The organism is Bradyrhizobium sp. T-1, from assembly GCF_053592855.1.
In genome coordinates this window covers 6,921,347-6,945,161 of the sequence record NZ_CM132115.1, presented here as the reverse complement: position 1 = coordinate 6,945,161, position 23,815 = coordinate 6,921,347, and the positions used below count along the sequence as shown (strand labels likewise).

The following is a 23,815-nucleotide window of genomic DNA, read 5'->3' as shown; positions in this document are numbered from 1 at the left end:
AGGTCTCCGCTTATCCAAATGCCTGGCTGGCGAGGGCAAAGGTGGTCAACGGCCCGAGGCAGGACCGTGCAGTGTTGGGACGTTGCATGGCGATTCCTTCGTCAACCCGGGTCAGTCCATGGTGTGCGAGCCATGCGCTCAATTGAGAGCCTTCAGCCGTATCGACGCGGACGAAGCGCCCCTCGCTTCGGGCCATGAAGAATTCAATCAACGCTTTGCCGTCGTCGACATTTGCGGCGACCACGGGGCCGATCACCTCACCTCTGCCGAAGGCACGTGACCCCGCAAATCCGATAATGCCCTGGCCGCGATCGAGCACGGCCAATTGGCCGACCTTCGCAAGCGCACGCAGCAGGTCTCGTCGGTCCGCGCCGTAGGCGCTCTTATCCAGCTCGATGATCTCGACGATGTCCTGCGCCTCGGCCGGCCGGACTTTTGCGGGCGACGCAACATGCCGTGTCTGGCCCTGATGCTGGACGATCGTGCCGGTCTGCCAAAAGCCGAGTTTCTGATAGAGCGGGGCGCCCTCACGCGTTGCGATCAGCCTCAGCTTGCGCGGCCCCGCCAACGCGATGACCGCTTCCATGAGCTGGCGGCCCAATCCGCGCCCGCGGGCGGCTTCATCGACGATGACCATGTTGATGGTCGCGACGTCCTGCGCGTAGGGCGTCATCAGCACGGTCCCGAGCACCGTTGCGGCATCGGAGTCCAGCGCCACAAATCCCATGCTCAGATCCAGCGCCAGTTGCCAGTCGTCGAGGCGGTGAGGCCACCCGGCCTGACGTGAAAGGCGCAGCGCGCCTTCGAGATGTTCATCGCGTAATGTGGTGAGCGAGATCGTGCTCTGGGTCATCGACTGGCTTTCCTGTCCGCCTCCAGTCTCTTACGTCGGTGACATGCAGATCGTCTGAAGGGCCCGGCGGGAACGACATCTTTCACCGCAGGCGACGGAAAAGCCGCATCTTATGCCGCGTTGACGCTCTATTGTTGCGGCCCTGACATTGTGCGAGCGCACCAGGACAGGGATGATGAGCCAGTTTCGCCCGAAATACGTGACCTTCGACTGCTACGGCACGCTGACGAATTTCCAGATGGCCGAAGCGGCGCAGGATCTTTATCGTGCGCATCTTCCCGAAGCGCAGATGGCTTCGCTCGTGCGGGATTTCGCGGCGTATCGGCTCGACGAGATTCTCGGCGACTGGAAACCCTATGCCGACGTCATCCACAATGCGCTGGAGCGCGCCTGCAAGCGCAACGGCGTTGCCTTCAAGTCCGAGCATGGACAGATGGTTTATGAGCGCGTGCCGAGCTGGGGACCGCATCCTGACGTTCCTGCCGGCCTTGCCAAGGTCGCCAAGGAGATTCCGCTCGTCATCCTCTCCAACGCCATGAATGCACAGCTGCCGTCCAACGTGGCCAAGCTCGGGGCGCCATTTCATGCCGCGCTCACGGCCGAACAGGCTCAGTCCTACAAGCCTCGCATGAAGGGCTTCGAATTCATGTTCGATACGCTGGGCTGCGGGCCCGAGGATGTGGTGCACTGCTCCTCGTCCTTCCGCTATGATCTAATGACGGCGGACGACCTCGGAATCAAGAACAAGGTGTGGGTCAATCGGGGGCATGAGCCCGCCAATCCCTATTACGGCTATGTCGAGATCAAGGACATCGGCGGCCTGCCGGGCGTGTTCGGACTCTGAGCCGGCGGGACCTGCGGTGAAATACGTTTCCTACTGGCACGATACCGCACCGCGCTTTTCCGGCGGGACCGAAGGTCCCGTCGAGGGCCACTATGACGTTGCGGTGATCGGTGGCGGCTTCACGGGCCTCGGGGCTGCGCGCCAGCTCGCGAAGGCGGGCGCGAAAGTTGTCGTTCTCGAAGCAGACCGGGTGATCGGCGGCGCGTCGGGGCGGAACGGCGGCCATCTCAACAACGGTCTCGCCCACAGCTATCTCGCCGCCAAGGCGGAGCTCGGCAAGGAGCGAGCCGTCGCGCTCTACCGCGCGCTTGATTCCTCCATCGACACGCTCGAAGCGCTGATCGTGGAGGAGGGCATCGCATGCGATTTCCGCCGCGCAGGCAAGCTGAAGCTCGCCTCCAAGCCAAAGCATCTTGATGCCATCGCGCGCAATTTCGAAGCGCTTCATCACGAGGTGGACCCGGACACCGCATTGCTGTCGGCTCAGGATCTCGGCGCGGAAATCGGCTCACCCTTCTTTGGCGCGATGCTCTCGAAGAAGAGCGCGATGATGCATATGGGACGCTATGGCATCGGACTGGCCGAGGCGGCCAAGCGCCGCGGCGCTGTTATCTTCGAGCAGGCACCGGTGACGGCGCAAACGCGCGAAGGATCGCGCCACCGGCTGACGACGCCTCGCGGCAGCGTCACGGCCGATCAGGTGTTGCTGGCAACGGGCGCCTACACCACGCCAAACTTCGGCTACTTCCGGCGACGCCTCGTCGCCGTCGGCAGCTTCATCGTTGCGACAAGGCCACTGAATGCGGCCGAAATTGCGGCCACCATGCCGGGCAACCGCACCTGCGTCACGTCGATGAATGTCGGCAATTATTTCCGCCTGGCCCCCGACAACCGTCTGATTTTTGGTGGCCGCGCGCGCTTCTCGGCGACGTCGGACCAGCGTTCCGACGCCAAGAGCGGTGCCATCCTCGTCGAGGCTCTCACGCGAGTCTTCCCGCAACTGGCCGGCATCGAGATCGACTATTGCTGGGGCGGGCTCGTCGACATGACCAGTGACCGCTTTCCGCGCGCCGGCTATCAGGACGGGCTGTGGTATGCGATGGGCTATGCCGGTCACGGCGCGCAGCTGTCGACCCATCTCGGCATGATCATCGCCGACGCGATGCTCGGACGCGAAGACCGCAATCCGATGAAAGGGCTCGATTGGTCCGCGGTGCCCGGGCATTTCGGCAAGCCGTGGTTCCTGCCGATGGTGGGACTATACTACAAGATGCTCGATCGCATTCAGTAGGGCGCGAGGCGGATTGCGCCTCGCCCGCGGCCTAGCCCAATCCGCCGATGTGAAAAGCCTTGGTCTCGAGGTATTCCTCGATCCCGATCTGCGCGCCTTCGCGCCCCAGGCCTGATTGCTTGATGCCGCCGAACGGCGCCACCTCGGTCGACACCATGCCGGTGTTGAGGCCGACCATGCCGGCTTCCAGCGCTTCCGCAACGTGCCAGGACCGCTTCAGGTCGCGCGTATAGAAGTAAGCGGCAAGTCCGAACGGCGTCGCGTTTGCAATGGCAATCGCCTCCTCGTCGGTCTTAAAGCGGAACAGAGGTGCGACAGGACCGAACGTTTCCTCGTGCGCCAGCACCATGTCGGTGGTCGCCTCGGTGAGCACGATCGGTGCGGTGAATTGCGGCCCCTCGGGCAAGGCGACCGGTTCGGCGGCGATGCGGGCGCCCTTGGACAAGGCATCGGCGACGTGGCGGTTGATCTTGCTGATCGCCGCCTCGTTGATCATCGGTCCGATCGCAATGCCCGGCTCGAGGCCCGATCCGACTTTCATGGTCCTGACGCGGGCGACGAGCTTGTCGGCGAAGGCATCGTAAACGCCCGCCTGCACGAGGATCCTGTTGGCGCAGACGCAGGTCTGACCGCCATTGCGGAACTTCGACATGATGGCACCCTCGACCGCGAGGTCCAGATCGGCATCGTCAAAGACGATGAAGGGCGCATTGCCGCCGAGCTCGAGGCTCACGCGCTTGACGCTGTCAGCTGCACCGCGCATCAGCAGCGAGCCGACGCGGGTCGAGCCGGTGAACGAGATCTTCCGCACCGTCTCGTTGGCCATGATCTCCGCGCCGATCTCGCTCGGCAGGCCGGTGACGATGTTGATGACGCCCGCGGGAATTCCGGCGCGCTCAGCCAGCACGGCAAGAGCCAGCGCCGAATAGGGCGTGAAGTCCGATGGCTTGATCACGACGGTGCATCCAGCCGCGAGCGCGGGAGCCACCTTGCGCGTGATCATGGCGTTGGGGAAATTCCAGGGCGTGATGATCGCGCATACGCCAACCGGCTCCTTGAGGATGACGATGCGCCGGTCGGGTGTGGGCGAGGGGATCGTTGAGCCGCCTATTCGCCGGGCCTCCTCCGCGAACCATTTGACGAAGGAGGCACCGTAGCGGATCTCGCCCTTGGACTCTTCCAATGGCTTGCCCTGCTCCAGCGTCAGGATGCGCGCGAGATCGTCGAGATGCGCGATCATGAGGCCGTGCCAGGCCTCCAGAAGGGCGGCGCGCTCCGCATTGGTTTTCGCGCGCCAGCCCCCGTAAGCCTTCGCGGCCGCGGCAATGGCGGCGCTTGTGTCGTCCCGTCCCATGTCCGGGACGGATCCGAGAACGGTCTGCGTCGCCGGGTCGATCACGTCGATGGTTGCGCCCGAGAGCGCGCCTTGCCATTGGCCGCCGATCAGGCCCTGCTGGCGGAAGAGCTGCTTGTCGCTGAGGTTCTGCATCTGTTGCGCCTTGTCGATCAGGAGAGACGGGAGAGCACGGCTGCGGTGATTGCTTCGGTGCGCTCCTTGCCCGGAATCGTACCGATGCCACTGGACGTGGTCGCTTCGAGGGCGGCCATGATGCGTGCGGCTGCCTTGGCCTCGCCGAGATGGTCGAGCATCATGGCCCCGGACCAGATCGCTGCGATCGGGTTGGCCGTGCCGAGATGGGCAATATCGGGGGCCGAGCCGTGAACGGGCTCGAACATCGAGGGCGCGTTGCGCTCCGGATTGATATTGGCCGAGGCCGCAAAGCCGAGCCCGCCCTGGATGGCGGCGCCGAGATCGGTCAGGATGTCGCCGAACAGGTTGGAGGCGACGACGACGTCGAGGCTCTCCGGCGCCATCACCATGCGGGCGGCGAGCGCGTCGACGTGATAGCTCGTGCACGCGACATCGGGATAGTCGGCGCCAACCAGCCGTGTGACCTCGTCCCAGAAGACCATCGAGTATTTTTGCGCATTCGACTTGGTGACCGAGGCGAGCTTCTTGCGCCGCTTGCGCGCCTGCTCGAACCCGAACCGCAGGATTCGTTCGACGCCGGCGCGCGTGAACACAGAGGTCTCGACCGCAATCTCGGCGGGGGTGCCCTGATGCACGCGCCCGCCGGCGCCCGAATATTCGCCCTCGGTGTTTTCGCGGATGCAGAGGATGTCGAATGCGGTCGTCTTCAGCGGACCGTTGACGCCCGGCAGCAGGCGATGCGGCCGGACATTGGCATATTGCGTGAACCCCTTGCGGATCGGCAGCAGCAGCCCATGCAGCGATGCGGCATCGGGCACCTCCGCCGGCCAACCGACCGCGCCGAGCAGGATCGCATCGTATTGCTGCAGTGTCTTGATGCCGTCGGCGGGCATCATCGCGCCGGTCTCCTTGTAGAAGGCGCAGGACCACGGAAATGTCGTGCCGCTGAGCGCAAAGCCGGACTGCTTCGCAGTTGCTTTCAGCACGGTCCATGCGGCGTCGGTCACGTCGCGGCCGATGCCGTCGCCGGGAATGAGTGCGATTGCGTAAGTCTTCATGAGAGCCCTCCGATGTGGATGAGCACGCTCTTCGAGCGGCGATTGGCGTGATAGGCTTCGCGGCCGAGATCCTTGCCGATGCCGGAGTGCTTGTAGCCCCCGGTCGGCAGGATGTGATCGCGCGAGCGGCCGTAGCGGTTGACCCAGACGGTGCCGGCAGCCAGAGCGCGCGTGATCCGCATCGCGCGTGAGACATCGCGGGTGAAGAGCCCGGCGGCAAGACCGTAGGTCGGGTGATCGGCAAGCGCCAAGGCTTCGTCCTCGGTCGTGAACGTCTGCAGCGTCAGCACCGGCCCGAAGATCTCCTCGGTGAGGGCGACGGAAGATCGATCCACCTTTGCAAGAAGGGTCGGCGTATAGAAATAGCCCTTAGCCTCCATCGGCTCACCGCCGGTCAGGCACTCGGCGCCTTCAGCGCGGGCCGTTCGCACCATCGTGTGCATCCGCGATCGCTGCTTCTCGGAGATGATCGGGGAGTAGGTCGTCGCGGCATCCCAGGTGGGACCAGCCTGGACGGCTTGCATGCGGGCAATGATGGCGTCGACCAACTGCTTGGCCACCAAGGCGTGGGCGATCAGCCGCGATCCGGCAACACAGGCCTGGCCGGCATTTGCAAGGATGCTGCCGGCAATCGCGGCGGCGGCCTGGTCGAGATCGGCATCGGCGAAGACGATCTGCGGGCTCTTGCCGCCGAGCTCGAGCGTCATGGGTTTGATGCCGGTGCGGGCGATATTCGCCATGATGGCAGCGCCCGCGCCGGTTGATCCGGTAAAGCTCACTTTCGCAATGTCGGGATGTCCGGTGATGGCGGAGCCGGTCGTCGCCCCATCGCCAAGCACGATGTTGATGAGTCCGGCAGGCAGCCCCGCCTTGACCGCCAATCGGGCGAGCACGATGGAGGAGAACGGCGTCATCTCCGACGGCTTCAGCACGACCGCATTGCCCGCGGCGAGAGCCGGCCCGAGTTTCCAGCCCGCCATGTTGATTGGAAAATTCCAGGGTGTGATGGCGCCGACGACCCCGTAAGGCTCGGTCATGATCATGCCGAGATGGGCGTCGTCGGTGGGCGCGAGGTCGCCGCCCTCCTTGTCGGCGAATTCGGCGAAGAAGCGGATTTGCTCGGCGGTGATCGCGATGTCTCCCGCAACGAGTTGACCGACCGGGCGGGTGGATGTAATCGCCTCGACCCTGGCGAGCGTCTCGGCTTCACTCTCGATGAGATCGGCCCAGCGCTTCAGGACGCCGGCTCGCTCGCGCGGACGCACGCCGCCCCAGTTGCTGGTCCTCAACGCCGTCCTGGCGGTTTGGACGGCCTCGTCCACGGTCTCGGCGGAGGCGACCGGACACCCGGCGTAGTGCGCACCGTCGGATGGCCGGTGCAGCGGAAGCAGGCCGGGGGATTCCTGCAGCCGATCGCCGATGAAGTGGCCGATCGGCAACTGAACCTGGTCAGGGTCGAAGCTCAGGCTCATGACACCGTGACGTAGATCTTGCGGACGGTCTCGATCGTCTTCCACACCCCCGTAAATCCGGGCTTCATGACGAAGCTGTCGCCGGCTTTGAACGTCATCGGGACGCCGCCGTCCGGCGTGATCTCGATCGTGCCGGCGAGGATGTGACAGAATTCAAAGGTCTCTCCCTTGATCGAGCGCGTCTCGCCCGGCGTTGCTTCCCACACGCCGGCGTGCACGAGGTCGCCCTTGGCCTCGTCCTGTGCCCAGGTCTTGAAGTGAGGCGCGCCGGCAATGAGCCGCTCCGGCATCGGGCCGGATTCCTTCGGGGCGAAAGTCGGGTTGGGGTCGATCCGTTTCAGCAGCAAGTCGGGCTCCTCTCAATAACCACGGGTCCGATCGACGAGCCCGACGAGGTCGAGGCCCGCTTCATATCGCTTGATGTTGTCGATGACCGCGCGAGCGGCGGTGTCCGCCTGGGTGACGCTTGCCACGTGCGGGGTCAGCAGCACTTTCGGATGGGCCCACAAGGCATGATCGCCGGGCAGCGGCTCCGGCTCGGTCACGTCGACGACCGCGCCGGCAAGCTGACCCGTATCGAGAGCCGCGAGGAGTGCGCTGGACTCGAGCTGCGCGCCGCGCCCGGCGTGGACGAGGGCCGCGCCTTTCGGCAATTGTGCAAAGAGGTCTTGATTCAGGATCCCGCGCGTGGCCCCGGTGAGCGGCAGCAGGCAGATCAGGATGTCGGTTTCGCCGAGCATCCGGCCGAGGCCGGCATCGCCGCTATAGGTCGCAACACCCTCGATCGTCTTGTCCGACCGGCTCCAGCCGCTCAGGCGGAAGCCGAACGGCCTCAGGCTTTCCAGCACCGCGCGGCCGAGCACGCCAAGTCCGAGAACCCCGACACATCGGTCGGTCGCCTGCTTCTGCGGCAGAGCCCGCCATTCGCGGCGTCGCTGCAAATCGAGGTAGGCCGGGATGTTGCGGTGGAGGGCCAGCACCGCGAGAGTGACGTATTCCTGCATCATCCGGATGATGCCGTCTTCCACCATCCGGACCACCTTCACCTCGGGCGGGATCGCCGTCAGCCGAAATTGATCGATGCCCGCCCCGACCGAAAACAGGATGTCGAGGTTACGGTATTGTTCCAGGGCTTCCGGCACGGACCAGGTGATGATGTAACGGATATCGGCCGGAGAGACCGTGGCCGGGCCGATGACGAAGGGCAGGTGTGGGAGCTCGCGCGCGAAGGCTTCGCGGAACACAGCCCCGCGCTGAGCGTCGGAATTGAAGAGAAAGGTCATTGTCGAATTCGGACGCGCGGAGAATGGCGAGCTTGCCGGATTGAACCAGGCTATCGGACCCGCAATCTCGGTCGGTGCCGAATGCGGTTGCGATTTGGTGGAATGTTTCGTTGGACGGCGGTTCCGGAACGCAATCTGCGGCGGAGCCCGGTGTAAGCTGAGCCCGACCGAGCTCGGAGCCGCCGACGTCGACCGCCGTCGAGCCGATCAGGGGGCGACATGAAATCGCGCACGACCAGTTCGCTGACGATCGACGCATTCGACGCGCGTGCGGTCGACATCGATACGGTGGAGCTCGATCAGCTTTATACGCTCTCGATCGGCGTCGGCTGGCCGCATCGTCCGGAGGACTGGCAGTTTCTGCGTGATGCCGGCCACGGCATCGTCGTTCACGATGAGATCGGACGGGTGCTGGGCTCCGCGATGTGGTTTCCGCATGGGGCGGATTTTGCGACGGTCGGCATGGTCATCACATCGCCCCGCCTTCAGGCGCTTGGCACGGCTCAGTGGCTCATGAAGCGCGTTCTGTCCGCGTCCAAGGGGCGCAATCTCCGCCTCAACGCCACGCATGCAGCGCGCAAGCTCTATCTATCGCTCGGCTTCCGCCGCGAACGGACGGTGTTCCAGCGCCAGGCAGAGGTGCAGCGGCTCAGTGAGATGCCGCATCTTCCTGACGGGACCGAGCTGCGGGAGCTCAATCGCAAGGACCTGCCGGCGATCGCTCAACTCGACGCGCAGGCGTTTGGTGCCTCGCGCCTCGATTTGCTGGCGGCCCTCCTGGAGCAATCCACCGGCTTCGGGCTCTATCGGCAGGGGCGCCTCGTCGCATTCGCGCTGTGCCGCCCGTTCGGGCGAGGGCATGTCGTGGGTCCGGTCGTCGCGTCGAACGACGAGGACGCGATCGTGGTGGCTGCGCCTCATGTCGCGGCCCATGAAGGACGGTTCCTGAGGGTCGACACGCACCTCGCCGACGGCGAGTTCTGCGCCTTCCTGGCCCGGTCCGGCCTTGCCTTTTTCGACACGGTCACGACGATGTCGCTGGGAGGGGAGTTTCGCGATCCCAACGATCGCTCTGGGACGTCGCCCGTGACTTACGCGCTCGCAAGCCAGGCGCTCGGCTAGGGCATCGCCGGGCGAACCGCGCGATGCTCAGCTCGAGAGCAGCGTGCGCGCGGCGCGGGCAAGGCGACGACCGACGGTCTTCTGCCGAAGAGCCTCCGTCCAGTCGAACATGCTCGAATTGACGTCATAGTCGCCGCGCTGGGCGTCCGGTATCGCGCCGGCCACGATGCGGGCGATCAGGTGCGGCAATTCACGATAGAATGTATCCGTGCGATACGGTGGATGCAGCGAGTAGAGCCCGGCGCCTGAACCGAGAAAGTCTATCCGGCAAAGCCCCTTGCGCATCATGGCCGCGGAGATGATCTCCTCGGCCGGCATCGTCAGCGGAGACTGGCGAAACAGCTTTGCGCGGATCCGGCGTCGGAGATTTGGCCGCACCAGCTCCAGCGCGCCGACAGATGCATCGAATCTGACTTGATCCAGAACGAAGATGCGCGTGCTCACGGTGCGAAAGCGGTAGGCCGGGTAGGCGGCGGCGAGCCGCTCGGGCGGCTGGACGCCGCTCAACCCCGGAAACCCTCCATGCAGGTCGCCGAGCGCGCCGTCAGCGCGAGGCGGACCGGGAAGTGGTCCGGCAAACAGCGCATCCGGCGTCGTCTTCAGCCAGCCGATCGCCTCCTCCAGCCAGACCTGGCTGCCGCCGCCGAACAGCATGTCGCTGTCCATATGCACCACATAGTCCGCGTTCGTCTTCAAGAGGCCGTAGAAATAGGCATGGAACGGTCCGCCATCGAAGGCCTTTTCCGGATGGACGCGGCTTGTCGAGAAATAGCGCTGCCGCACGGCCTCGAGCGCCGCCGGCGAATAGTCGACCTCGGAAATCTCCGCCTTCGGCGATTTCAGCGCGATGGCCTCCAGCAGTGCAAACAGGCGTCTGCGGCTCTCCTCATAGGCACTGCCGGTGTAGCGGCCGCTCTTGCTCTGCCTGGTGTCGACAGTGAATACGATGCGATCGACCTGATCGCCCCATACGTCGAGCTGATGCGGAAGTGTGTGGACGGCATGGCGCACGTCCAGCGGATGCAAATTGATCTGAAGCGCGGATCTGACCTGCATCTCATCTCTCCTCGCCGGTGAACGGGTCGATCACGTCCATGAACGGCTCGCGCCTGTATCAGCTGTCCAAGGGAAGCGGCCTGTCGGGTGCGTGGTTGGCCTGGATTTGCACCGCGATGGTTGTATCCGAAATCTATCAAAGATGGCCTTCGCCAGAAGCCAATTCGCACTGCGTCGTTAATGAACCGCGGCAGGCTCGCGACCATGATTGGAGATGCCGATCACCGATTCGAGGACCGACGCAGCGGCGTGCTTCAGCACCAGAGCGCGACGACGCGCGGCATCCAGCGGAGCATCAACGAATGAGTAACCAATTCTATTAAGGCAAGCTCGGTGTGATCTTCACTCGACCAGGACTGAAGCAGTCAGTCCGTCTTCAGACGGGGCCATCAAATAGCGGCAAGATACGCGCCCGTGCGAGCTAGCGCGCTCGTGCGTCGTGCGGCTTGCCCAGCTGAGCCGGTGGGGCGATCGAATGGCGGGAGGCAAAGTCGATCAAGGCGGTCCGCGCAGGACTCTGCGGCTGCAGCAAGTCCCTGTGCGTGCCGAACAAGGTCACGGCGACTTCGATCTCGCCTTGCCAGTTCGTGATCGCGGACGAGATCGCGGCCAGGCCCGGAATGTAACGGCCGTCGACATAGGCAACATGCTCGCGCCGGACTTTCGTCGTCAATGCCTCGACGCTTTCCGTGTTGGGATCGAGATCCGGCCAGCTCACGCCGACAGAAGCGGCGCGCTCGAGTTCGTTCTGCAGCCGCGCGGTCAGTTGTGGAGACGGCAGATACGACAGGAAGACGCGTCCGGTCGCGGAGTCCAGCAAGGGAAATGTGCTGCCAAGACCGATCGACGTGGTGGTCAGATGGGGGCCTCGCTCCATTCGGACCACGGTCGGGCCATTATGGCTCCAGACGGCTAGCAGCGCGGCCTGTCCGGTCACCGTGGCCAATTCCTCGAGTTCGTCGGAGGCGCGGACGACGAAGTTGTTCCGGCTGATGGCCGCAACGCCCAACTCTGCCGCTTCGCGGCCGAGGTCGTAGCGGCCGGAGCGCTCCTTCTGCACGGCAAGGCCCGCATGAATGAAGCTCGCCAGGTAGCGATGCACCTTGCTCGGCGGCATGCCGGCTTCGCGCGCGATATCCGACAGCGTCGCCGGCCCATCAAAGGACCTGAGGACTCGCAGGACCGAAAGCGCGGCGTCGAGAGCCTGGATGCCGCCGGGGGCCGTCCCGCCGCTCTCGTCGTCAGTCTCTTTCGGCCGCGTCCGTTTCATCTCAACAAGTCCTTGAACTCCTGCGGCACGCTCGCGCCGCGGAGTGCGCCCGTGTCCGTGACCGAGGCCCAGGCGCGCTGTTCGAAGCCGCTCGCAACCTGCACGTTTCCGACCGATAGCTTGTAGTCGATTCGAAACCGCCGCTCCTGCCACTCGGTCACCTCGGCGCGGATCACCAGCTCATCGTCGTAGCGGGCTGGCCCCACAAACTTGGCTCCGACATTGACCAGCGGCGTGACGCTGTTGAAGCGGCGCTTGAGCTCCCGCTGGCTCAATCCGTGCTTCCGCAGCCAGCGCTGATAGGTGCAGTCAAACCAGTAGAAGTAGTTGGGATAAAAGACGATTCCGGCCTCGTCGCAATCGCCCCACTCGATCGTGAAAGCTGTCTCGAACATCCGAAAAACCTCCCGCTAGGCGCCCGGCGCGGAGTCCAACCGCGCTGGCATTATTCCGTATAAGAAAAATGATTACCTGTAATGCAAGAGATATATTGCATTACAAGAAATCTATTGCATAATGCGCAAACAGAAGCGGTCAACAGAACGCAACGGGGAAAGGAAAGGTCATGCGGCTTAGTCGCATTGCGGTGATGGGGGGCGGTCCTGCGGGTCTGTATTTCGCCGCCCTCTGGAAGCGTCGGCATCCCCAAGACCACGTCGATGTCTTCGAGCAGAATCCCGAAGGCGCGACCTGGGGCTTTGGCGTGGTCTTCTCCGACAAGGCGCTCGACTTCCTTCGCGCCGATGATCCGGAAACGGAGCAGGCCGTGTCGTCGCGCATGGAGACCTGGCGCGACATCACGCTCGTACATCGCGGCGAACGCGTCGTACTCGACGGCGTCGGCTTCTCCGCGGTCGGACGGCTCGATTTCATCACGCAATTGACTGAACGCGCACGATCCGCGGGTGCAAATCTGCACTTCGGCAGGCTCGTGCGCTCGATCGAAGAACTCGCCGGCTACGATCTGGTCGTTGCCGCGGACGGCGTGAACTCGCTGGTGCGACGGAGCTACGAAGGCGACTTCGCGACATCGCTGTCCTACGACCACAACAAGTTCGCCTGGTATGGCACCACCAAGCGCTTCGAAACGCTGACCCAGACCTTCGTCGAAACCGAGTTCGGCTGCTTCAACGCCCACCACTACCGTTACTCGCCGACGATGAGCACGTTCATCGTGGAGTGCGATCGTGCGACCTGGCTCCGTGCCGGTTTCGCTGAGAAGACGGAGGAAGAGAGCAGGGCGCTTTGCGAAAAGGTGTTTGCCGGCACTCTCGAAGGGCATCCTCTCGTCAACAACAAATCGGTCTGGCGCAATTTTCCCTGGCTGTGGAACGATCGCTGGTCGCACCGGAACATGGTTCTGGTCGGTGACGCGCTCCACACCGCGCATTTTTCGATCGGCTCCGGCACGCGCCTCGCCCTCGAGGACGTCATCGCGCTCGTCAACGCGCTCGACAATGAACCGCACAGTCTCCGCCGTGCGCTGGAGGACTACGAAGCCACGCGCCGTCCGGTGGTGGAGAAGCTGGTCAAGGCCGCAAGGACCAGCGCGGCCTGGTACGAGCGCTTTGCCGAGCACATGAAGCTGGCTCCGCTGGAGTTCGGCTACAGCTACATCACCCGCTCGGGGCGGATCGACGACAGCCAGTTGCGTGCGATGTCGCCGCGTTTCATGGCGCGCTACGACGCCAATTCATTGGTCTCCAGCACATAGCGATGATGAGGAGCGCTCCCATGACGGACGGAATCGGCCAAACGCGCCTGAACGCGATCGTGGACCAAGTTCCCGATGATGCCCCCGGCGCGCAGGAAGTCGGCTTCGAGATCGCCGAGCGTTACAACGCCAGCGAAATTCTGTTCGACAATCTCCACGCCGGCCGCGCCGACAAGGTCGCGATCTTTGCCGCGAGCGGCAACACCAGCTATGGCGAATTGTGCGCCAAGGCCGCTCGATGCGGCAACGCGCTTGCATCGCTCGGACTTCGCCGTGGCGATCGCGTGCTCCTCCTGCTGAACGACACGGCCTCCTATCCTGCGGTGTTCTTCGGTGCAGTCCGTGCCGGCTTCGTGCCGATGCTGATCAACACGCTGTCGCCGAAGGACCTCATCGGCTTCTACCTGCAGGATTCGGCCGCGCCGGTCGCGGTGGTCGACGCCGAGTATGCTGGCCTGTTCGACCGGGAGACGGTCGCGGGAACGCAGCTGCATACGCTGGTGATGCTCAACGGCGACGCGGCAAGCGAGTCGCCGGTCAAGGTTCTCGATGGCGACCAATGGTTTGCCCAATTCCCGGCCCAGCTGGATGCCGCGCCAACCTCCCGCGATGACATGGCGTTCTGGATGTACTCCTCGGGCAGTACCGGCCGGCCGAAAGGCATCGTGCATCTCCAGCACGACATGGCTTACACGGCGAAGAGCTTTGGGCAGCACATCCTTGGCATCGCCGAGAGCGACATCTGCTTCTCCGTGCCAAAGATCTTCTTCGCCTACGGCTTCGGCAATTCGATCACCTTCCCGTTCTCGGTCGGCGCCAGCACGATCCTGCTCGCCGGGCGGCCCGAGCCCGGCGCCGTTCTGTACCTGATCGAGCGGTTCAAGCCGACGCTCTTCTTCGGCCTGCCGACGCTGTACAACGCGTTGCTGCATCATCCGCGCATCGGATCCGCCGACCTGTCGAGCGTGCGCCTCTGCCTGTCGGCCGCCGAGGTGTTGTCGCAGGACATCTTCAACGACTGGAAGCGACGCTTCGGGCTCGAGATCGTCGAGGGACTCGGATCGACCGAAGCTCTGCACATCTATCTCTCGAACACGCGCGATCAGAAGAAGACCGGAACCGCCGGCAAGCGCGTTCCCGGCTACGAGATCCGGCTGACCTCGCCCGAAGGGGAGCCCGTCGCGCAAGGCGCAGAAGGCGTGATGTGGGTCCGCGGTCATTCCAACGCGCCCTGTTACTGGAACAGGCCCGACAAGACCGGGCAGACGATGCGCGAGGCGGGCTGGATCTGGACCGGCGACAGGCTGGTCGAGGATGCCGACGGCTTCTTCACCTTTGTCGGTCGCGTCGACGATCTCATCAAGGTGAGCGGCCAGTGGATCTACCCGGTCGAGATCGAGCTCTGTCTGTCGGACCATCCCGCGGTACGGGAATGCGCGGTCCTTGGATTGGAGCTTCCCGATCGCCGCATGACCACGAAAGCATTCGTGATCCTGCGGGACGGTCATGCGGCGAGCGAGTCGTTGACGCGTGAGCTGCAGGATCACGTCAAGTCGAAGCTGCTTCCCTACAAATATCCACGCCTGATCGAATTCTGCCCCGATTTGCCGAAGACGGGCACGGGCAAGATCGATCGGCAGAAGCTGCGCAGCGCCCCGTTGGTGGCCTGAACGAGCAGCTGCCTTCTCCAAGCCTCCTGAAAGTCACCCGCCTGGAAACCCACGCTCACTGGAGTTCGTGATGTCCGCTGCGAATATTGTAGACGTTACCGAGGTCATCGAAGAGGCGCGGTTCGGGCGCCTCCAGCTCCTGATCCTGGCTCTTTGCGGGTGGATCGCGCTGCTCGATGGTTTCGACACGCAGGCGATCGCCTATGTCGCGCCTGTGATTGCCGAGCAATGGGGGATCGCCATGGCCGGCTTCGGTCCGATCTTCGGCGCGGGCCTGGCCGGACTCGCGGTTGGTGCGTTCGTCTTGAGCCCCGCGGCCGATCGGTTCGGCCGCAAGAGCGTGATCCTGCTGTCGGTGCTGCTGTTCGGCATCTTCGCGCTGGTCACGGCGCGCGCGACCACGCTGAACGAGCTCCTGGTCTTCCGCTTCCTGACGGGTCTTGGCCTCGGCGGCGCCATGCCCAATATCGTCGCGCTGACCAGCGAATATGCACCGAAGCGGATGCGCGCACTGCTGATCGCCATCATGTTCTGCGGCTTCCCGCTGGGCTCGACCATCGGCGGCCTGATCAGCGCGCCGCTGATCGGTGCGTTCGGCTGGCAGGCGGTCTTCGTCGTCGGCGGCGTGCTTCCGCTCCTCACCCTGATCGTGCTGTTCGTCTGGCTGCCCGAGTCGATCCGCTATCTCCTGACCCGCGACGTCGCAGATCAACGGATCGCAAAACTGCTCGCAAGGCTCGATCCGGGCATCTCCGCGACTGCGCCGACGCGCTATGTCGTGCATGGTTCGCAAGCGTCAGGCTTTCCGGTGACGAAGCTCCTCGCCGAAGGCCGCGCATCCATGACGGTGCTGCTGTGGATCGCGTTCTTCATGAACCTGCTCGTCATGTACTTCCTCGTGAACTGGATGCCCTCGCTGCTCAAGGCGAGCGGCCTGCCGCTCAACATCGCGATCCTCTCGACGGCGGTGTTGAACGCCGGAGGGGTCGTCGGCGCGATCGTCCTCGGCCGCTTCGTCGACCGGCTCGATCCCTATCTGGTGCTCGGCGGCGCTTATTCCGCCTCGGCGCTCTTCATCGCGGGGATCGCCTTCGGATCGGCGAACGTCTGGACGTTGATGATCTCGACATTCCTCGCCGGGTTCGGGGTGGTGGGGGCGCAGATCGGCATGAACGCGCTCGCGGCCGGCCTCTATCCGACGGAGATCCGCTCCACCGGCGTGGGCTGGGCGCTCGGCGTCGGCCGTATCGGCTCGATCATCGGCCCTGTCGCAGGAGGCGTGCTGCTCGGCTTCGGATGGACTGCGCAGTCCGTCGTTCTCACGGCGGCGGCGCCGGCGCTGCTGGCGGGCCTCGCGGTGATCGCGCTTCGCGGACGAGAGCCGTCGCTCAAGCTGGTGCCCTCGGCCGCGACGCTTCATCACTAACAGCGAGACAGACCATGTCCCACGATACGATCATGGCGCCAACCGCCGACACGCCGGAACGCCGGGCGTTCTACGACAAGATCGACAAGAAGAACCTCACGGCGCTGTGGCTGTCGCTGGCGGATCTCGTGACGCCCGAGCCGAGAAGCGCATGCCGCCCTGCATCCTGGCGCTTTGACGAGATCCGCGAGCATATGCTCGAGGCCGGAGGTCTCATCACTGCCAAGGAGGCGGAGCGGAGAGTTCTCGTCCTGGAAAATCCAGGCCTGCGGGGGCAATCGAAGATCACGACCGATCTCTATGCCGGCGTGCAGCTCGTCATGCCGGGTGAGGTTGCGCCGGCCCATCGCCATACGCAATCCGCGCTGCGCTTCATCCTCGAAGGTGAGGGTGCCTACACCGCGGTGAACGGCGAACGCACCATCATGCACGAGGGCGATTTCATCATCACGCCGCCCTGGGCCTGGCACGATCACGGCAACCCCAGCCCCAATCCGGTGTTCTGGCTGGACGGCCTCGATATTCCCGTCATCCAGATGCTCGATGCATCCTTCGCCGAACATCTCGACGTCGACGAGCAGCCGATCACAAGGCCGGTCGGCGACAGCGACGCTCGCTATGGCCACAATTTGCTTCCCGTCGACCACAGGGGCGGCGGCGGCACGTCGCCGGTGTTCAACTATCCCTATGCACGAACGCGCGAGGCGCTCGAGCGCTTGCGACGCGCTGCCGCCTGGGACCCCTGCCACGGTCTCAAGATGCGCTACACCAATCCGATCACCGGCAATCACGCCATGGCCACCATGGCGACCTTCATCCAGCTCCTGCCAAAGGGCTTTGCGACCGCGGCCTACCGCTCGACGGACGCGACCGTGTTCGTGCCGATCGAAGGCAACGGCCGCAGCGTGATCTCGTCGCGATCCGGCGAGGACGTCGTGGTCGAGTGGGCCAAGCGCGACATCTTCGTCGTTCCCTCCTGGCATCGCGTGCGTCACGAAGCGATCGACCGCGATGCCGTGATCTTCTCCTATTCCGACCGACCCATTCAGGAAGCCCTGCATCTTTTCCGAGAGGACCGTGGCAATGTCTAACGCCAACACGCACGCCGATTTCGTTCTGCCGCCGCCACCGCAACCGTCCGTCGCGGTCCATAATTCGACGGCGCGCTTTCCGCTGCGCCGGATCATCTGTGTCGGCCGCAACTACGCGGCGCATGCCCGCGAGATGGGGCGCGATCCCGATCGCGAGCCGCCGTTCTTCTTCATGAAGCCCGCCGACACGGTCGTGGACGATGGGATGAGCGTTCCTTATCCGCCGCAGACCCGCAACTTCCACTACGAGATCGAACTGATCGTCGCGATCGGGCAGGGCGGGGCGGACATTCCCGTCGCGCGCGCGCTCGATCATGTCTGGGGCTACGGCGTCGGCATCGATCTGACGCGCCGCGATTTGCAGCTTCAGGCCCGTGAGCAGGGTCGTCCCTGGGACTGGGGCAAGGGTTTCGACCTTTCGGCGCCGATCGCTCCGTTGCGGCCGGTCTCGGAGGTCGGCCATCCCAGCGCCGGCCGCATCTGGCTCGCCGTCGACGGCGCGCTCAAGCAGGACTCCGACATCTCCAAGCTGATCTGGCCCGTAGCCGACATCATCTCGATCTGCTCGCAGTCGATGGCGCTCAAGCCCGGCGACATCATCATGACCGGCACGCCCGAGGGCGTCGGCCCCGTGCAGCGGGGGCAAGTGATGACCGGCGGAATCGAGGGGCTCGGCGAAATCAGGATACCCGTAGAATAGGATCGAACGGGAAGAGCAGGCATTTCCGAGACAGGGGCGAGCGTTGACAGGACGCTCGCCCTTTTTGTTGCGTATCAATGCGTGCTCCTCGCCGTGGATCGATCCGGCTTCGGGTCACGAGCTCTGCGTCACGACATCAGCAGCGGCACGCGGGTTGGAGCTACGACCTCTAAATGTCCGCTCGCGTCACGCAGCTTCGTCGCCTTCGGTGACGGCGCAGCACTATTTCCGTCCCGTTCTCGTCTCGATTCACCCTTTCGGGGAGTTGCGACTTGGAATCGCACGGCGTCGAATTGACGCAAGCTGTCCGGTCGCTTGCCAGCTCCACCAAAAGGAGCCGAGACGTCATGAGCCAAGCCCCCTACGAGAGTTTTGAAGGCCAGCCGAACCTGGAGCGCCGCCGGCTCCTGGGCATCGCCCTCGCAGGCGTCGCCGGGTCGGTCCTGCCGGCAGCGTCGAGCGCGGCCGCCGCCGGGCCGTCCGAAAAGGTCGATGTCGATGACATTGCCTACCTGACGGCCGGCGAGGCGCTCGCGAGATTCAGGGCCAGGACGCTATCGCCGGTCGAGCTGCTGCGGGCGCAGATCAAACAGGTCGAAGCATGGGAGCCGACGCTCAAGGCAACGACATACACCTATTTCGACGAGGCGCTGGATCAGGCACGGATTGCGGAGGGCAAGTACGCGCGTGGTGAACCGGTCCGCCCGCTGGAAGGCCTCACGTGTTCCATCAAGGACTATCACTCCGTCAAGGGCAAGATCACCACCTACGGTTCGCGGCTCTACAAGGATTTCGTTCCGGACCAATCCGCGCCGACCGTGGAGCGCCTGCTCGCCGCCGGGGCCATCATGCATTGCCGCACGACGACGCCGGAGTTCGCGCATTCAGGTGTGACGGCATCCCTGCTTTGGGGCGTCACGCACAACCCATGGAATCCTGCCTATACCCCCGGCGGCTCGACGGGCGGAGGCGGCGCGGCCCTGGCCGCCGGCTACACGACCTTGCAGGACGGCACGGATGGTGGCGGGTCCATTCGCATCCCGGCTGCGATGAACGGCGTGTTCGGCTACAAGCCGCCATGGGGACGCAACCCCGATGACCGCGAGCACCCGAATGAATGGCTGATCCACTATGGCGAACTGGCCCGCAGCGTCGGCGATTGCGCTTTGATGCAGAACGTCACGTCCGGCCAGCATCCGGCCGACATGTCGTCCCTGCGGGACAAGGTGGTCATCCCGCCGACCTTCGACGGCATCGCCGGCATGAAGATCGCCATGTCTATGGATCTCGGCTATTTCGCGGTCGATCCCGAGGTAGAGAAGAACACGCGCAATGCCGTGTCGGTTCTGCGTTCGCTCGGCGCCGTGGTCGATGAAGTCGACATCGGCTGGACCAAGGAAGTCGAAGAGACATGGAATACAAGGTGGCAGGGCGTATTCTACGCGCTGGCGGGCAGTCTTCTGACCAAGTCCCGCAACGACGTGGACCCGTTCGTCATCAGGATCCTCGAAGAGGGCAAGAAGCACGACGTCACGAAGTTCTATAACCTGAATACCGTGCGGCAGAAGATGTACGCATCGATGACGAAGATCTTCGAGACCCACGACGCGCTGATCTGCCCGACGACGGCAACGACGAAAATCGTCGCGGGGCGAAGCAGCGAAGAGCCGCTCACCATCAATGGGAAATCGGTGAACCCCTTTATCGGCTGGTTCATGACGTATCCCTTCAACCTGGTCGGCACGCTTCCCGTGATGTCGGTGCCCACCGGTTTCGATGCCGAAACGAGCGTGCCCACCGGGATGCAGATCATCGGTCCGGCCTATGACGACCTGAGGGTGTTCCGCATCGCGTCCGCGTTCGAAGGCGCGACGCGCCCCTGGCAGCATCGGCGACCGAAACTGGCCGCCTAGCGCGGCTTGACACCTGCGAGCTGCAGGAGGACCATCATTCATTGCCCATGATGAGAGATCGACCCTGATGTCTCTCCCAGCAGCTCACGCATTTCCCACTGCCGACCGCGAAGTTCTGATGGAAGGCTTCGCGGCCGACCTTGAACGGGTGGGTGATTTCGAGTCCGCCTTGGATGCGTTGCATCAAACCCTGTCGGGCCTGGGGTTTTCCGCCTTCGCCTATGGCATGGCCAGCACGCCGAGAGCGCAAGACGGCACCTTCGCGTCTCCCATCGTGAAGACGCGAGCCTTTCCAAATCGATGGGATCGGCATTGGAGCCACCTTTGTGACCCGTACTACCGGTTCTGCTTCACGACGACCTTGCCCCTGAGGTGGCTCGACGTGCAAGCCCACGAACGCCTCAGCGCTGGCGAGCGGGCGTGCGTGGACCATTTGAACGACAAGAACCTGCACTACGGCATCACGGTGCCGATGCACATGCCGAACGGGTCATTTGCGTTTGTCAGTGCGATTTCGGAAGGCGCGACCGAGTACGAGGCCGGTTCGTCACCGTCCGTCGTCAATGCGCTGTTCGCTTTGTGTCATCAATTCCAGAACACCTCGCTGCGGAGATGGTCGTGGAGCCAGGCCGCCGACACCAAGGCCTGGCTCAGCACGCGTGAGAAGGAGTGCCTGTCCCTCGCCGCGCAAGGGAAGACCTCGGACGACATCGCGCTGATCCTCGGCTTGTCGTGCGAGACGGTACGTTCGCACATGAAGCGCGCGATCGTGCACCTCAACGCGTCGAATAGGCCGCACGCGATCGCGAAGGCGATCCAGCTTCGGCTCATCGACATGCCGTTCGCCTAGAACGACGTGTTCGACCTGGGAGTTACGGTTGCGTTCAGTTACCGCCTGCGCTCAACGGCGGTCAATGCCGAGTCGGGTCGTCTGCTGGCTGTACGATATCGGCAGGTTGCACCTGACAGATTGACGCACCCTCAGATAGCCCCGAAAATGCGGCGGCCTCTATTCTTCTCATTTGGAGGTCGAAAATGCATTCTACTCGCTTTGTCGAACTCGCAATTATTGCCGCCGCGGCGGTTGGTGCAAGCCCGATAGAGGCAGCGCCCACCAGCTACGGCACGTACTATGACGACTACTCGGTATCCGTATCTACTTGCCTAAGCAGCGCAGGTTGCCGGGTCAATTTCTCGCAATTGCCCTCCGACAAGCTCACACTGGTTCGGAAGGTCAACTGCAAGATCAGAAGTACCGAGCAGGTCTTTGTGGCCCGCCTCTCCGTTTCAGCGGCAAATGGTGGCGTCTCGTTGGGACGCTTTGCCGATTTGCCGACACCGGCCGCGAACCTGATCAATACATTCTACTACATGTCCATCGATACCGATCCACAATGGCTGATTGGCCAGTCGCGCTTTCCATATGTTGAAGTCCAAACGATCGGCCTGAGCGACACAACGATGGTCTGCAATTTTGTCGGCGAGCTGGTCACTCCAATTCAGTGACAGACAGGGCCGGGCAGGCCGTTCGATGATCCAATCAAGGCTCCGCAGCGAGCAAGCATTGAGGGCTATCTCCGCTGGCGGTTCGACCACAATCGTTGGCCTCCACTCTGTTCGAATTGAAGTTGGATCGATTTCCTTTTCGACAGGATCATGATCCGAGATTGCGCTGCCGACGATGAAATCGATCTCGCCTTCGGGATATCTGAGCTTTAGATGTATCCGTTCGGCAAGGCGGCCTTTGCCGGACGGATACATTGATGTCTCGTTTGGCGTCACCGCATCGGGCAGAGGTGAAGCAAGTCGTTTGTGTTGGAGTGTACCGGGGCGAATGACGGAGACGAAGGCATGATAACTGCTTTCCGACTTGAGTCGGTGGCTTTGGGTGTTGACGCGGATGGAAACGAGACGACGGCTCCCGTAGTTGTGCCGTCGAAGGTTACGCCAGCCAGCCTCACGGCAGCGACGCAGTGGCGAACTGTTCGTCGGTCAGATTAACCGGAGCCCGCAGATCGCTTGTAACGACGTTGGGCGTGAGATTTCGAGGCGCGGTTAGCGTGCAGGGACGAAATCGTGATGACAAACCAAACGCCCACCTTCGAGATAAGTCACGTGCCAGCCATCACGGACGGCTTTCCGTCTTTCATTCATGTGCCACCCAGCTTTTCCAAGATGATTTGCGCCACGAAGGACTCCGTGGTTGCACGTGCAAGCCGAGCCAGCTGGTGTGGACCGCGTGCACGGGGGTTCCGTTCCCGAGAACTGGATTTCAATCGCGGTGGGGAAGGCTTCGCTCCAAGCCTCTTCATCCAACATTCGCAAATAAAAACCGCTTTGAATGTACTCAGGCTCTATTCGAACATAGTCATCGGCGAGCGAAGGAAATCCAACAAAGAGTACTACTAGAACGAGGGCCGATTGCATCAAAGTTTTCCTTGAACAATGGTCTGAAAAAAGCATTCGTGTGTGGAAATGATCCGTTCGACCATAACGTGTTGTCTCAACAATACAAGGGACGGACTTTCCGACCTATTTGCGCCAGCAAGGGCAGTGTCTTCATTGAATCTTGTACAACCACGAAAGGAAACAATGCCAACAAGAGCAAAACAGTTCAGGCCAGCTCAATGGCGGCCCTGCGTCCGGCCGGTCTTCAAATCCGACGCCTTTTAAAAATTTGCGGGCTGGCGAGCTTTTTGCAGGATTGCGCGAAGTGTAGGGCCTCCTGGCTTACGTGCCACTTGATATCACCCGCTTGCAAGACGGGTGTAGACATGTTCCTTTCGCGAGCCAAAGACGTTCATCGGACAACAAGCCAGGCAAAAAAATCGTGAGTTTCTTCGAGCGTTTAAAGATGGAAGCGTCCGGCGAGTGGCGGGCCTATACAGAACATCCCTTCACGAACGGGCTGGCGGACGGCTCGCTTCCCGAAGCGGCGTTTCGTCACTACCTCGCTCAGGACTACCTATTCCTTGTCGAGTTTGCTCGCGCTTACGCGCTCTTGGTCTACAAGTCGCCGAAACTTGCCGATATGCGTGAAGCGGCGGCCGGCCTCTCGGCTATTCTTGACGTCGAGATGAACTTGCATGTGAAGCTCTGTGCCGGTTGGGGTCTTTCCGCGAGCGAGCTTGAACAAACCTCTCCCGCAGTCGAGATGCTGGCCTACACACGCTACGTGCTCGACGCGGGAATGCGCGGTGATCTGCTGGCACTCAAGGTGGCACTCGCCCCTTGCGTGATCGGCTACGCGGAGATCGCAACGCGGCTCGCCTCGCGCCCCGATGCGAATGCTGCGACGAACCCTTATCGCGTTTGGATCGCCGAGTACGCTGGCGTTCCATACCAGGAGGTCGCGACGAAAGCACGGGCGCACCTGGAGCATCTCGCCGATCTCTACGCCACGCCGGCCCGCGAGGCCGAGCTGATTGCGATCTTCAAGGAAGCCACCCGGCTCGAGGCGGACTTCTGGGAGATGGGCTGGCGCGCGGGCCGGTCTGTTGAATAAGCCTCGGCAATTGTCAGTCGGCGGCTCTATCGGAGCATCTCCAACCGATGGGTGG

21 protein-coding genes are annotated in these 23,815 nt (G+C 63.2%); 12 read left to right on the top strand and 9 right to left on the bottom strand.

Going from position 1 to position 23,815, the window contains the following annotated elements; genetic code table 11:
• Window positions 1-10: 10 nt before the first annotated feature.
• On the bottom strand, window positions 11-853 hold the full coding sequence (locus tag ACWAT4_RS33185; protein WP_212299940.1) for a GNAT family N-acetyltransferase: 843 nt from the start codon (window positions 851-853) through the stop codon (window positions 11-13).
• Window positions 854-1,028: 175 nt separating this feature from the next.
• On the opposite strand from ACWAT4_RS33185, the gene ACWAT4_RS33180 reads away from it, so the two are divergent.
• Window positions 1,029-1,697 carry a haloacid dehalogenase type II gene (locus ACWAT4_RS33180; RefSeq protein ID WP_449729077.1) on the top strand — a complete coding sequence of 223 codons (669 nt, stop codon included), beginning with the start codon at window positions 1,029-1,031 and terminating at the stop codon, window positions 1,695-1,697.
• Window positions 1,698-1,713: 16 nt separating this feature from the next.
• Window positions 1,714-2,988 (top strand): NAD(P)/FAD-dependent oxidoreductase, encoded by a 1,275-nt coding sequence (locus tag ACWAT4_RS33175; protein WP_449729076.1) that lies wholly within the window; start codon window positions 1,714-1,716, stop codon window positions 2,986-2,988.
• A gap of 31 nt (window positions 2,989-3,019) precedes the next feature.
• On the opposite strand, the gene ACWAT4_RS33170 is transcribed toward ACWAT4_RS33175, so the two are convergent.
• The 5 genes from ACWAT4_RS33170 to ACWAT4_RS33150 form a co-directional block, all read right to left on the bottom strand.
• Window positions 3,020-4,477 carry an NAD-dependent succinate-semialdehyde dehydrogenase gene (locus ACWAT4_RS33170; RefSeq protein ID WP_212299937.1) on the bottom strand — a complete coding sequence of 486 codons (1,458 nt, stop codon included), beginning with the start codon at window positions 4,475-4,477 and terminating at the stop codon, window positions 3,020-3,022.
• Between the two features lie 17 nt (window positions 4,478-4,494).
• Complete coding sequence (locus tag ACWAT4_RS33165) at window positions 4,495-5,538, bottom strand: tartrate dehydrogenase (RefSeq protein WP_449729075.1); 1,044 nt, start codon at window positions 5,536-5,538, stop codon at window positions 4,495-4,497.
• Complete coding sequence (locus tag ACWAT4_RS33160) at window positions 5,535-7,010, bottom strand: aldehyde dehydrogenase family protein (protein WP_449729074.1); 1,476 nt, start codon at window positions 7,008-7,010, stop codon at window positions 5,535-5,537. The genes ACWAT4_RS33165 and ACWAT4_RS33160 overlap by 4 nt, the downstream gene beginning before the upstream one ends.
• Entirely contained in the window at window positions 7,007-7,300 is a 294-nt protein-coding gene (locus ACWAT4_RS33155; protein ID WP_212300291.1) for a cupin domain-containing protein, read from the bottom strand. Before ACWAT4_RS33155 ends, ACWAT4_RS33160 begins: the two co-directional genes overlap by 4 nt.
• A gap of 69 nt (window positions 7,301-7,369) precedes the next feature.
• Window positions 7,370-8,293 (bottom strand): 2-hydroxyacid dehydrogenase, encoded by a 924-nt coding sequence (locus ACWAT4_RS33150; protein ID WP_449729073.1) that lies wholly within the window; start codon window positions 8,291-8,293, stop codon window positions 7,370-7,372.
• Window positions 8,294-8,512: 219 nt separating this feature from the next.
• On the opposite strand from ACWAT4_RS33150, the gene ACWAT4_RS33145 reads away from it, so the two are divergent.
• The gene (locus ACWAT4_RS33145) at window positions 8,513-9,415 is read left to right on the top strand and encodes a GNAT family N-acetyltransferase (RefSeq protein ID WP_212299933.1); all 903 of its coding nucleotides are present in this window, start codon (window positions 8,513-8,515) and stop codon (window positions 9,413-9,415) included.
• A gap of 27 nt (window positions 9,416-9,442) precedes the next feature.
• Here ACWAT4_RS33145 and ACWAT4_RS33140 read toward each other — a convergent pair whose 3' ends face one another.
• The 3 genes from ACWAT4_RS33140 to ACWAT4_RS33130 form a co-directional block, all read right to left on the bottom strand.
• A complete protein-coding gene (locus ACWAT4_RS33140; RefSeq protein ID WP_212445990.1) occupies window positions 9,443-10,471 on the bottom strand; it encodes a glycosyltransferase family 2 protein in 1,029 nt (342 codons plus the stop codon).
• 421 nt (window positions 10,472-10,892) lie between these two features.
• Entirely contained in the window at window positions 10,893-11,741 is an 849-nt protein-coding gene (locus ACWAT4_RS33135; protein ID WP_212426938.1) for an IclR family transcriptional regulator, read from the bottom strand.
• Window positions 11,738-12,136, bottom strand: coding sequence for an acyl-CoA thioesterase (locus ACWAT4_RS33130; RefSeq protein ID WP_212299930.1), 399 nt, complete (start codon window positions 12,134-12,136; stop codon window positions 11,738-11,740). The genes ACWAT4_RS33135 and ACWAT4_RS33130 overlap by 4 nt, the downstream gene beginning before the upstream one ends.
• A 170-nt stretch (window positions 12,137-12,306) precedes the next feature.
• On the opposite strand from ACWAT4_RS33130, the gene ACWAT4_RS33125 reads away from it, so the two are divergent.
• From ACWAT4_RS33125 to tenA, 9 genes are all read left to right on the top strand, one after another.
• Entirely contained in the window at window positions 12,307-13,455 is a 1,149-nt protein-coding gene (locus ACWAT4_RS33125) for an FAD-dependent monooxygenase (protein ID WP_212426939.1), read from the top strand.
• A 20-nt stretch (window positions 13,456-13,475) separates the two neighbouring features.
• Window positions 13,476-15,125 (top strand): benzoate-CoA ligase family protein, encoded by a 1,650-nt coding sequence (locus tag ACWAT4_RS33120; protein WP_449729072.1) that lies wholly within the window; start codon window positions 13,476-13,478, stop codon window positions 15,123-15,125.
• A 70-nt stretch (window positions 15,126-15,195) separates the two neighbouring features.
• Window positions 15,196-16,551, top strand: coding sequence for an MFS transporter (locus ACWAT4_RS33115; protein ID WP_449729071.1), 1,356 nt, complete (start codon window positions 15,196-15,198; stop codon window positions 16,549-16,551).
• A 32-nt stretch (window positions 16,552-16,583) separates the two neighbouring features.
• The gene (gene gtdA / locus ACWAT4_RS33110) at window positions 16,584-17,642 is read left to right on the top strand and encodes a gentisate 1,2-dioxygenase (protein WP_449731297.1); all 1,059 of its coding nucleotides are present in this window, start codon (window positions 16,584-16,586) and stop codon (window positions 17,640-17,642) included.
• A complete protein-coding gene (locus ACWAT4_RS33105) occupies window positions 17,635-18,342 on the top strand; it encodes a fumarylacetoacetate hydrolase family protein (RefSeq protein WP_449729070.1) in 708 nt (235 codons plus the stop codon). The genes gtdA and ACWAT4_RS33105 overlap by 8 nt, the downstream gene beginning before the upstream one ends.
• Window positions 18,343-18,614: 272 nt before the next feature.
• Window positions 18,615-20,255: an amidase gene (locus ACWAT4_RS33100; RefSeq protein ID WP_449729069.1), complete on the top strand. Its 1,641-nt coding sequence runs from the start codon at window positions 18,615-18,617 to the stop codon at window positions 20,253-20,255.
• Between the two features lie 118 nt (window positions 20,256-20,373).
• A complete protein-coding gene (locus tag ACWAT4_RS33095; protein ID WP_212299924.1) occupies window positions 20,374-21,105 on the top strand; it encodes a helix-turn-helix transcriptional regulator in 732 nt (243 codons plus the stop codon).
• Window positions 21,106-21,290: 185 nt separating this feature from the next.
• Window positions 21,291-21,761 (top strand): hypothetical protein, encoded by a 471-nt coding sequence (locus tag ACWAT4_RS33090; protein WP_212299923.1) that lies wholly within the window; start codon window positions 21,291-21,293, stop codon window positions 21,759-21,761.
• Window positions 21,762-23,085: 1,324 nt separating this feature from the next.
• Window positions 23,086-23,760 carry a thiaminase II gene (gene tenA, locus ACWAT4_RS33085; RefSeq protein ID WP_212299922.1) on the top strand — a complete coding sequence of 225 codons (675 nt, stop codon included), beginning with the start codon at window positions 23,086-23,088 and terminating at the stop codon, window positions 23,758-23,760.
• Window positions 23,761-23,815 lie beyond the last annotated feature (55 nt).

Excerpts from the sequence above, each read along its gene's own strand:
- ACWAT4_RS33185 (WP_212299940.1), bottom strand. The coding sequence starts at position 853 with ATGACCCAGAGCACGATCTCGCTCACCACATTACGCGATGAACATCTC.
- ACWAT4_RS33180 (WP_449729077.1), top strand. The coding sequence starts at position 1,029 with ATGAGCCAGTTTCGCCCGAAATACGTGACCTTCGACTGCTACGGCACG.
- ACWAT4_RS33170 (WP_212299937.1), bottom strand. The coding sequence starts at position 4,477 with ATGCAGAACCTCAGCGACAAGCAGCTCTTCCGCCAGCAGGGCCTGATC.
- ACWAT4_RS33165 (WP_449729075.1), bottom strand. The coding sequence starts at position 5,538 with ATGAAGACTTACGCAATCGCACTCATTCCCGGCGACGGCATCGGCCGC.
- ACWAT4_RS33160 (WP_449729074.1), bottom strand. The coding sequence starts at position 7,010 with ATGAGCCTGAGCTTCGACCCTGACCAGGTTCAGTTGCCGATCGGCCAC.
- ACWAT4_RS33155 (WP_212300291.1), bottom strand. The coding sequence starts at position 7,300 with ATGCCGGAGCGGCTCATTGCCGGCGCGCCTCACTTCAAGACCTGGGCA.
- ACWAT4_RS33150 (WP_449729073.1), bottom strand. The coding sequence starts at position 8,293 with ATGACCTTTCTCTTCAATTCCGACGCTCAGCGCGGGGCTGTGTTCCGC.
- ACWAT4_RS33145 (WP_212299933.1), top strand. The coding sequence starts at position 8,513 with ATGAAATCGCGCACGACCAGTTCGCTGACGATCGACGCATTCGACGCG.
- ACWAT4_RS33140 (WP_212445990.1), bottom strand. The coding sequence starts at position 10,471 with ATGCAGGTCAGATCCGCGCTTCAGATCAATTTGCATCCGCTGGACGTG.
- ACWAT4_RS33135 (WP_212426938.1), bottom strand. The coding sequence starts at position 11,741 with ATGAAACGGACGCGGCCGAAAGAGACTGACGACGAGAGCGGCGGGACG.
- ACWAT4_RS33130 (WP_212299930.1), bottom strand. The coding sequence starts at position 12,136 with ATGTTCGAGACAGCTTTCACGATCGAGTGGGGCGATTGCGACGAGGCC.
- ACWAT4_RS33125 (WP_212426939.1), top strand. The coding sequence starts at position 12,307 with ATGCGGCTTAGTCGCATTGCGGTGATGGGGGGCGGTCCTGCGGGTCTG.
- ACWAT4_RS33120 (WP_449729072.1), top strand. The coding sequence starts at position 13,476 with ATGACGGACGGAATCGGCCAAACGCGCCTGAACGCGATCGTGGACCAA.
- ACWAT4_RS33115 (WP_449729071.1), top strand. The coding sequence starts at position 15,196 with ATGTCCGCTGCGAATATTGTAGACGTTACCGAGGTCATCGAAGAGGCG.
- gtdA (WP_449731297.1), top strand. The coding sequence starts at position 16,584 with ATGGCGCCAACCGCCGACACGCCGGAACGCCGGGCGTTCTACGACAAG.
- ACWAT4_RS33105 (WP_449729070.1), top strand. The coding sequence starts at position 17,635 with ATGTCTAACGCCAACACGCACGCCGATTTCGTTCTGCCGCCGCCACCG.
- ACWAT4_RS33095 (WP_212299924.1), top strand. The coding sequence starts at position 20,374 with ATGGAAGGCTTCGCGGCCGACCTTGAACGGGTGGGTGATTTCGAGTCC.
- ACWAT4_RS33090 (WP_212299923.1), top strand. The coding sequence starts at position 21,291 with ATGCATTCTACTCGCTTTGTCGAACTCGCAATTATTGCCGCCGCGGCG.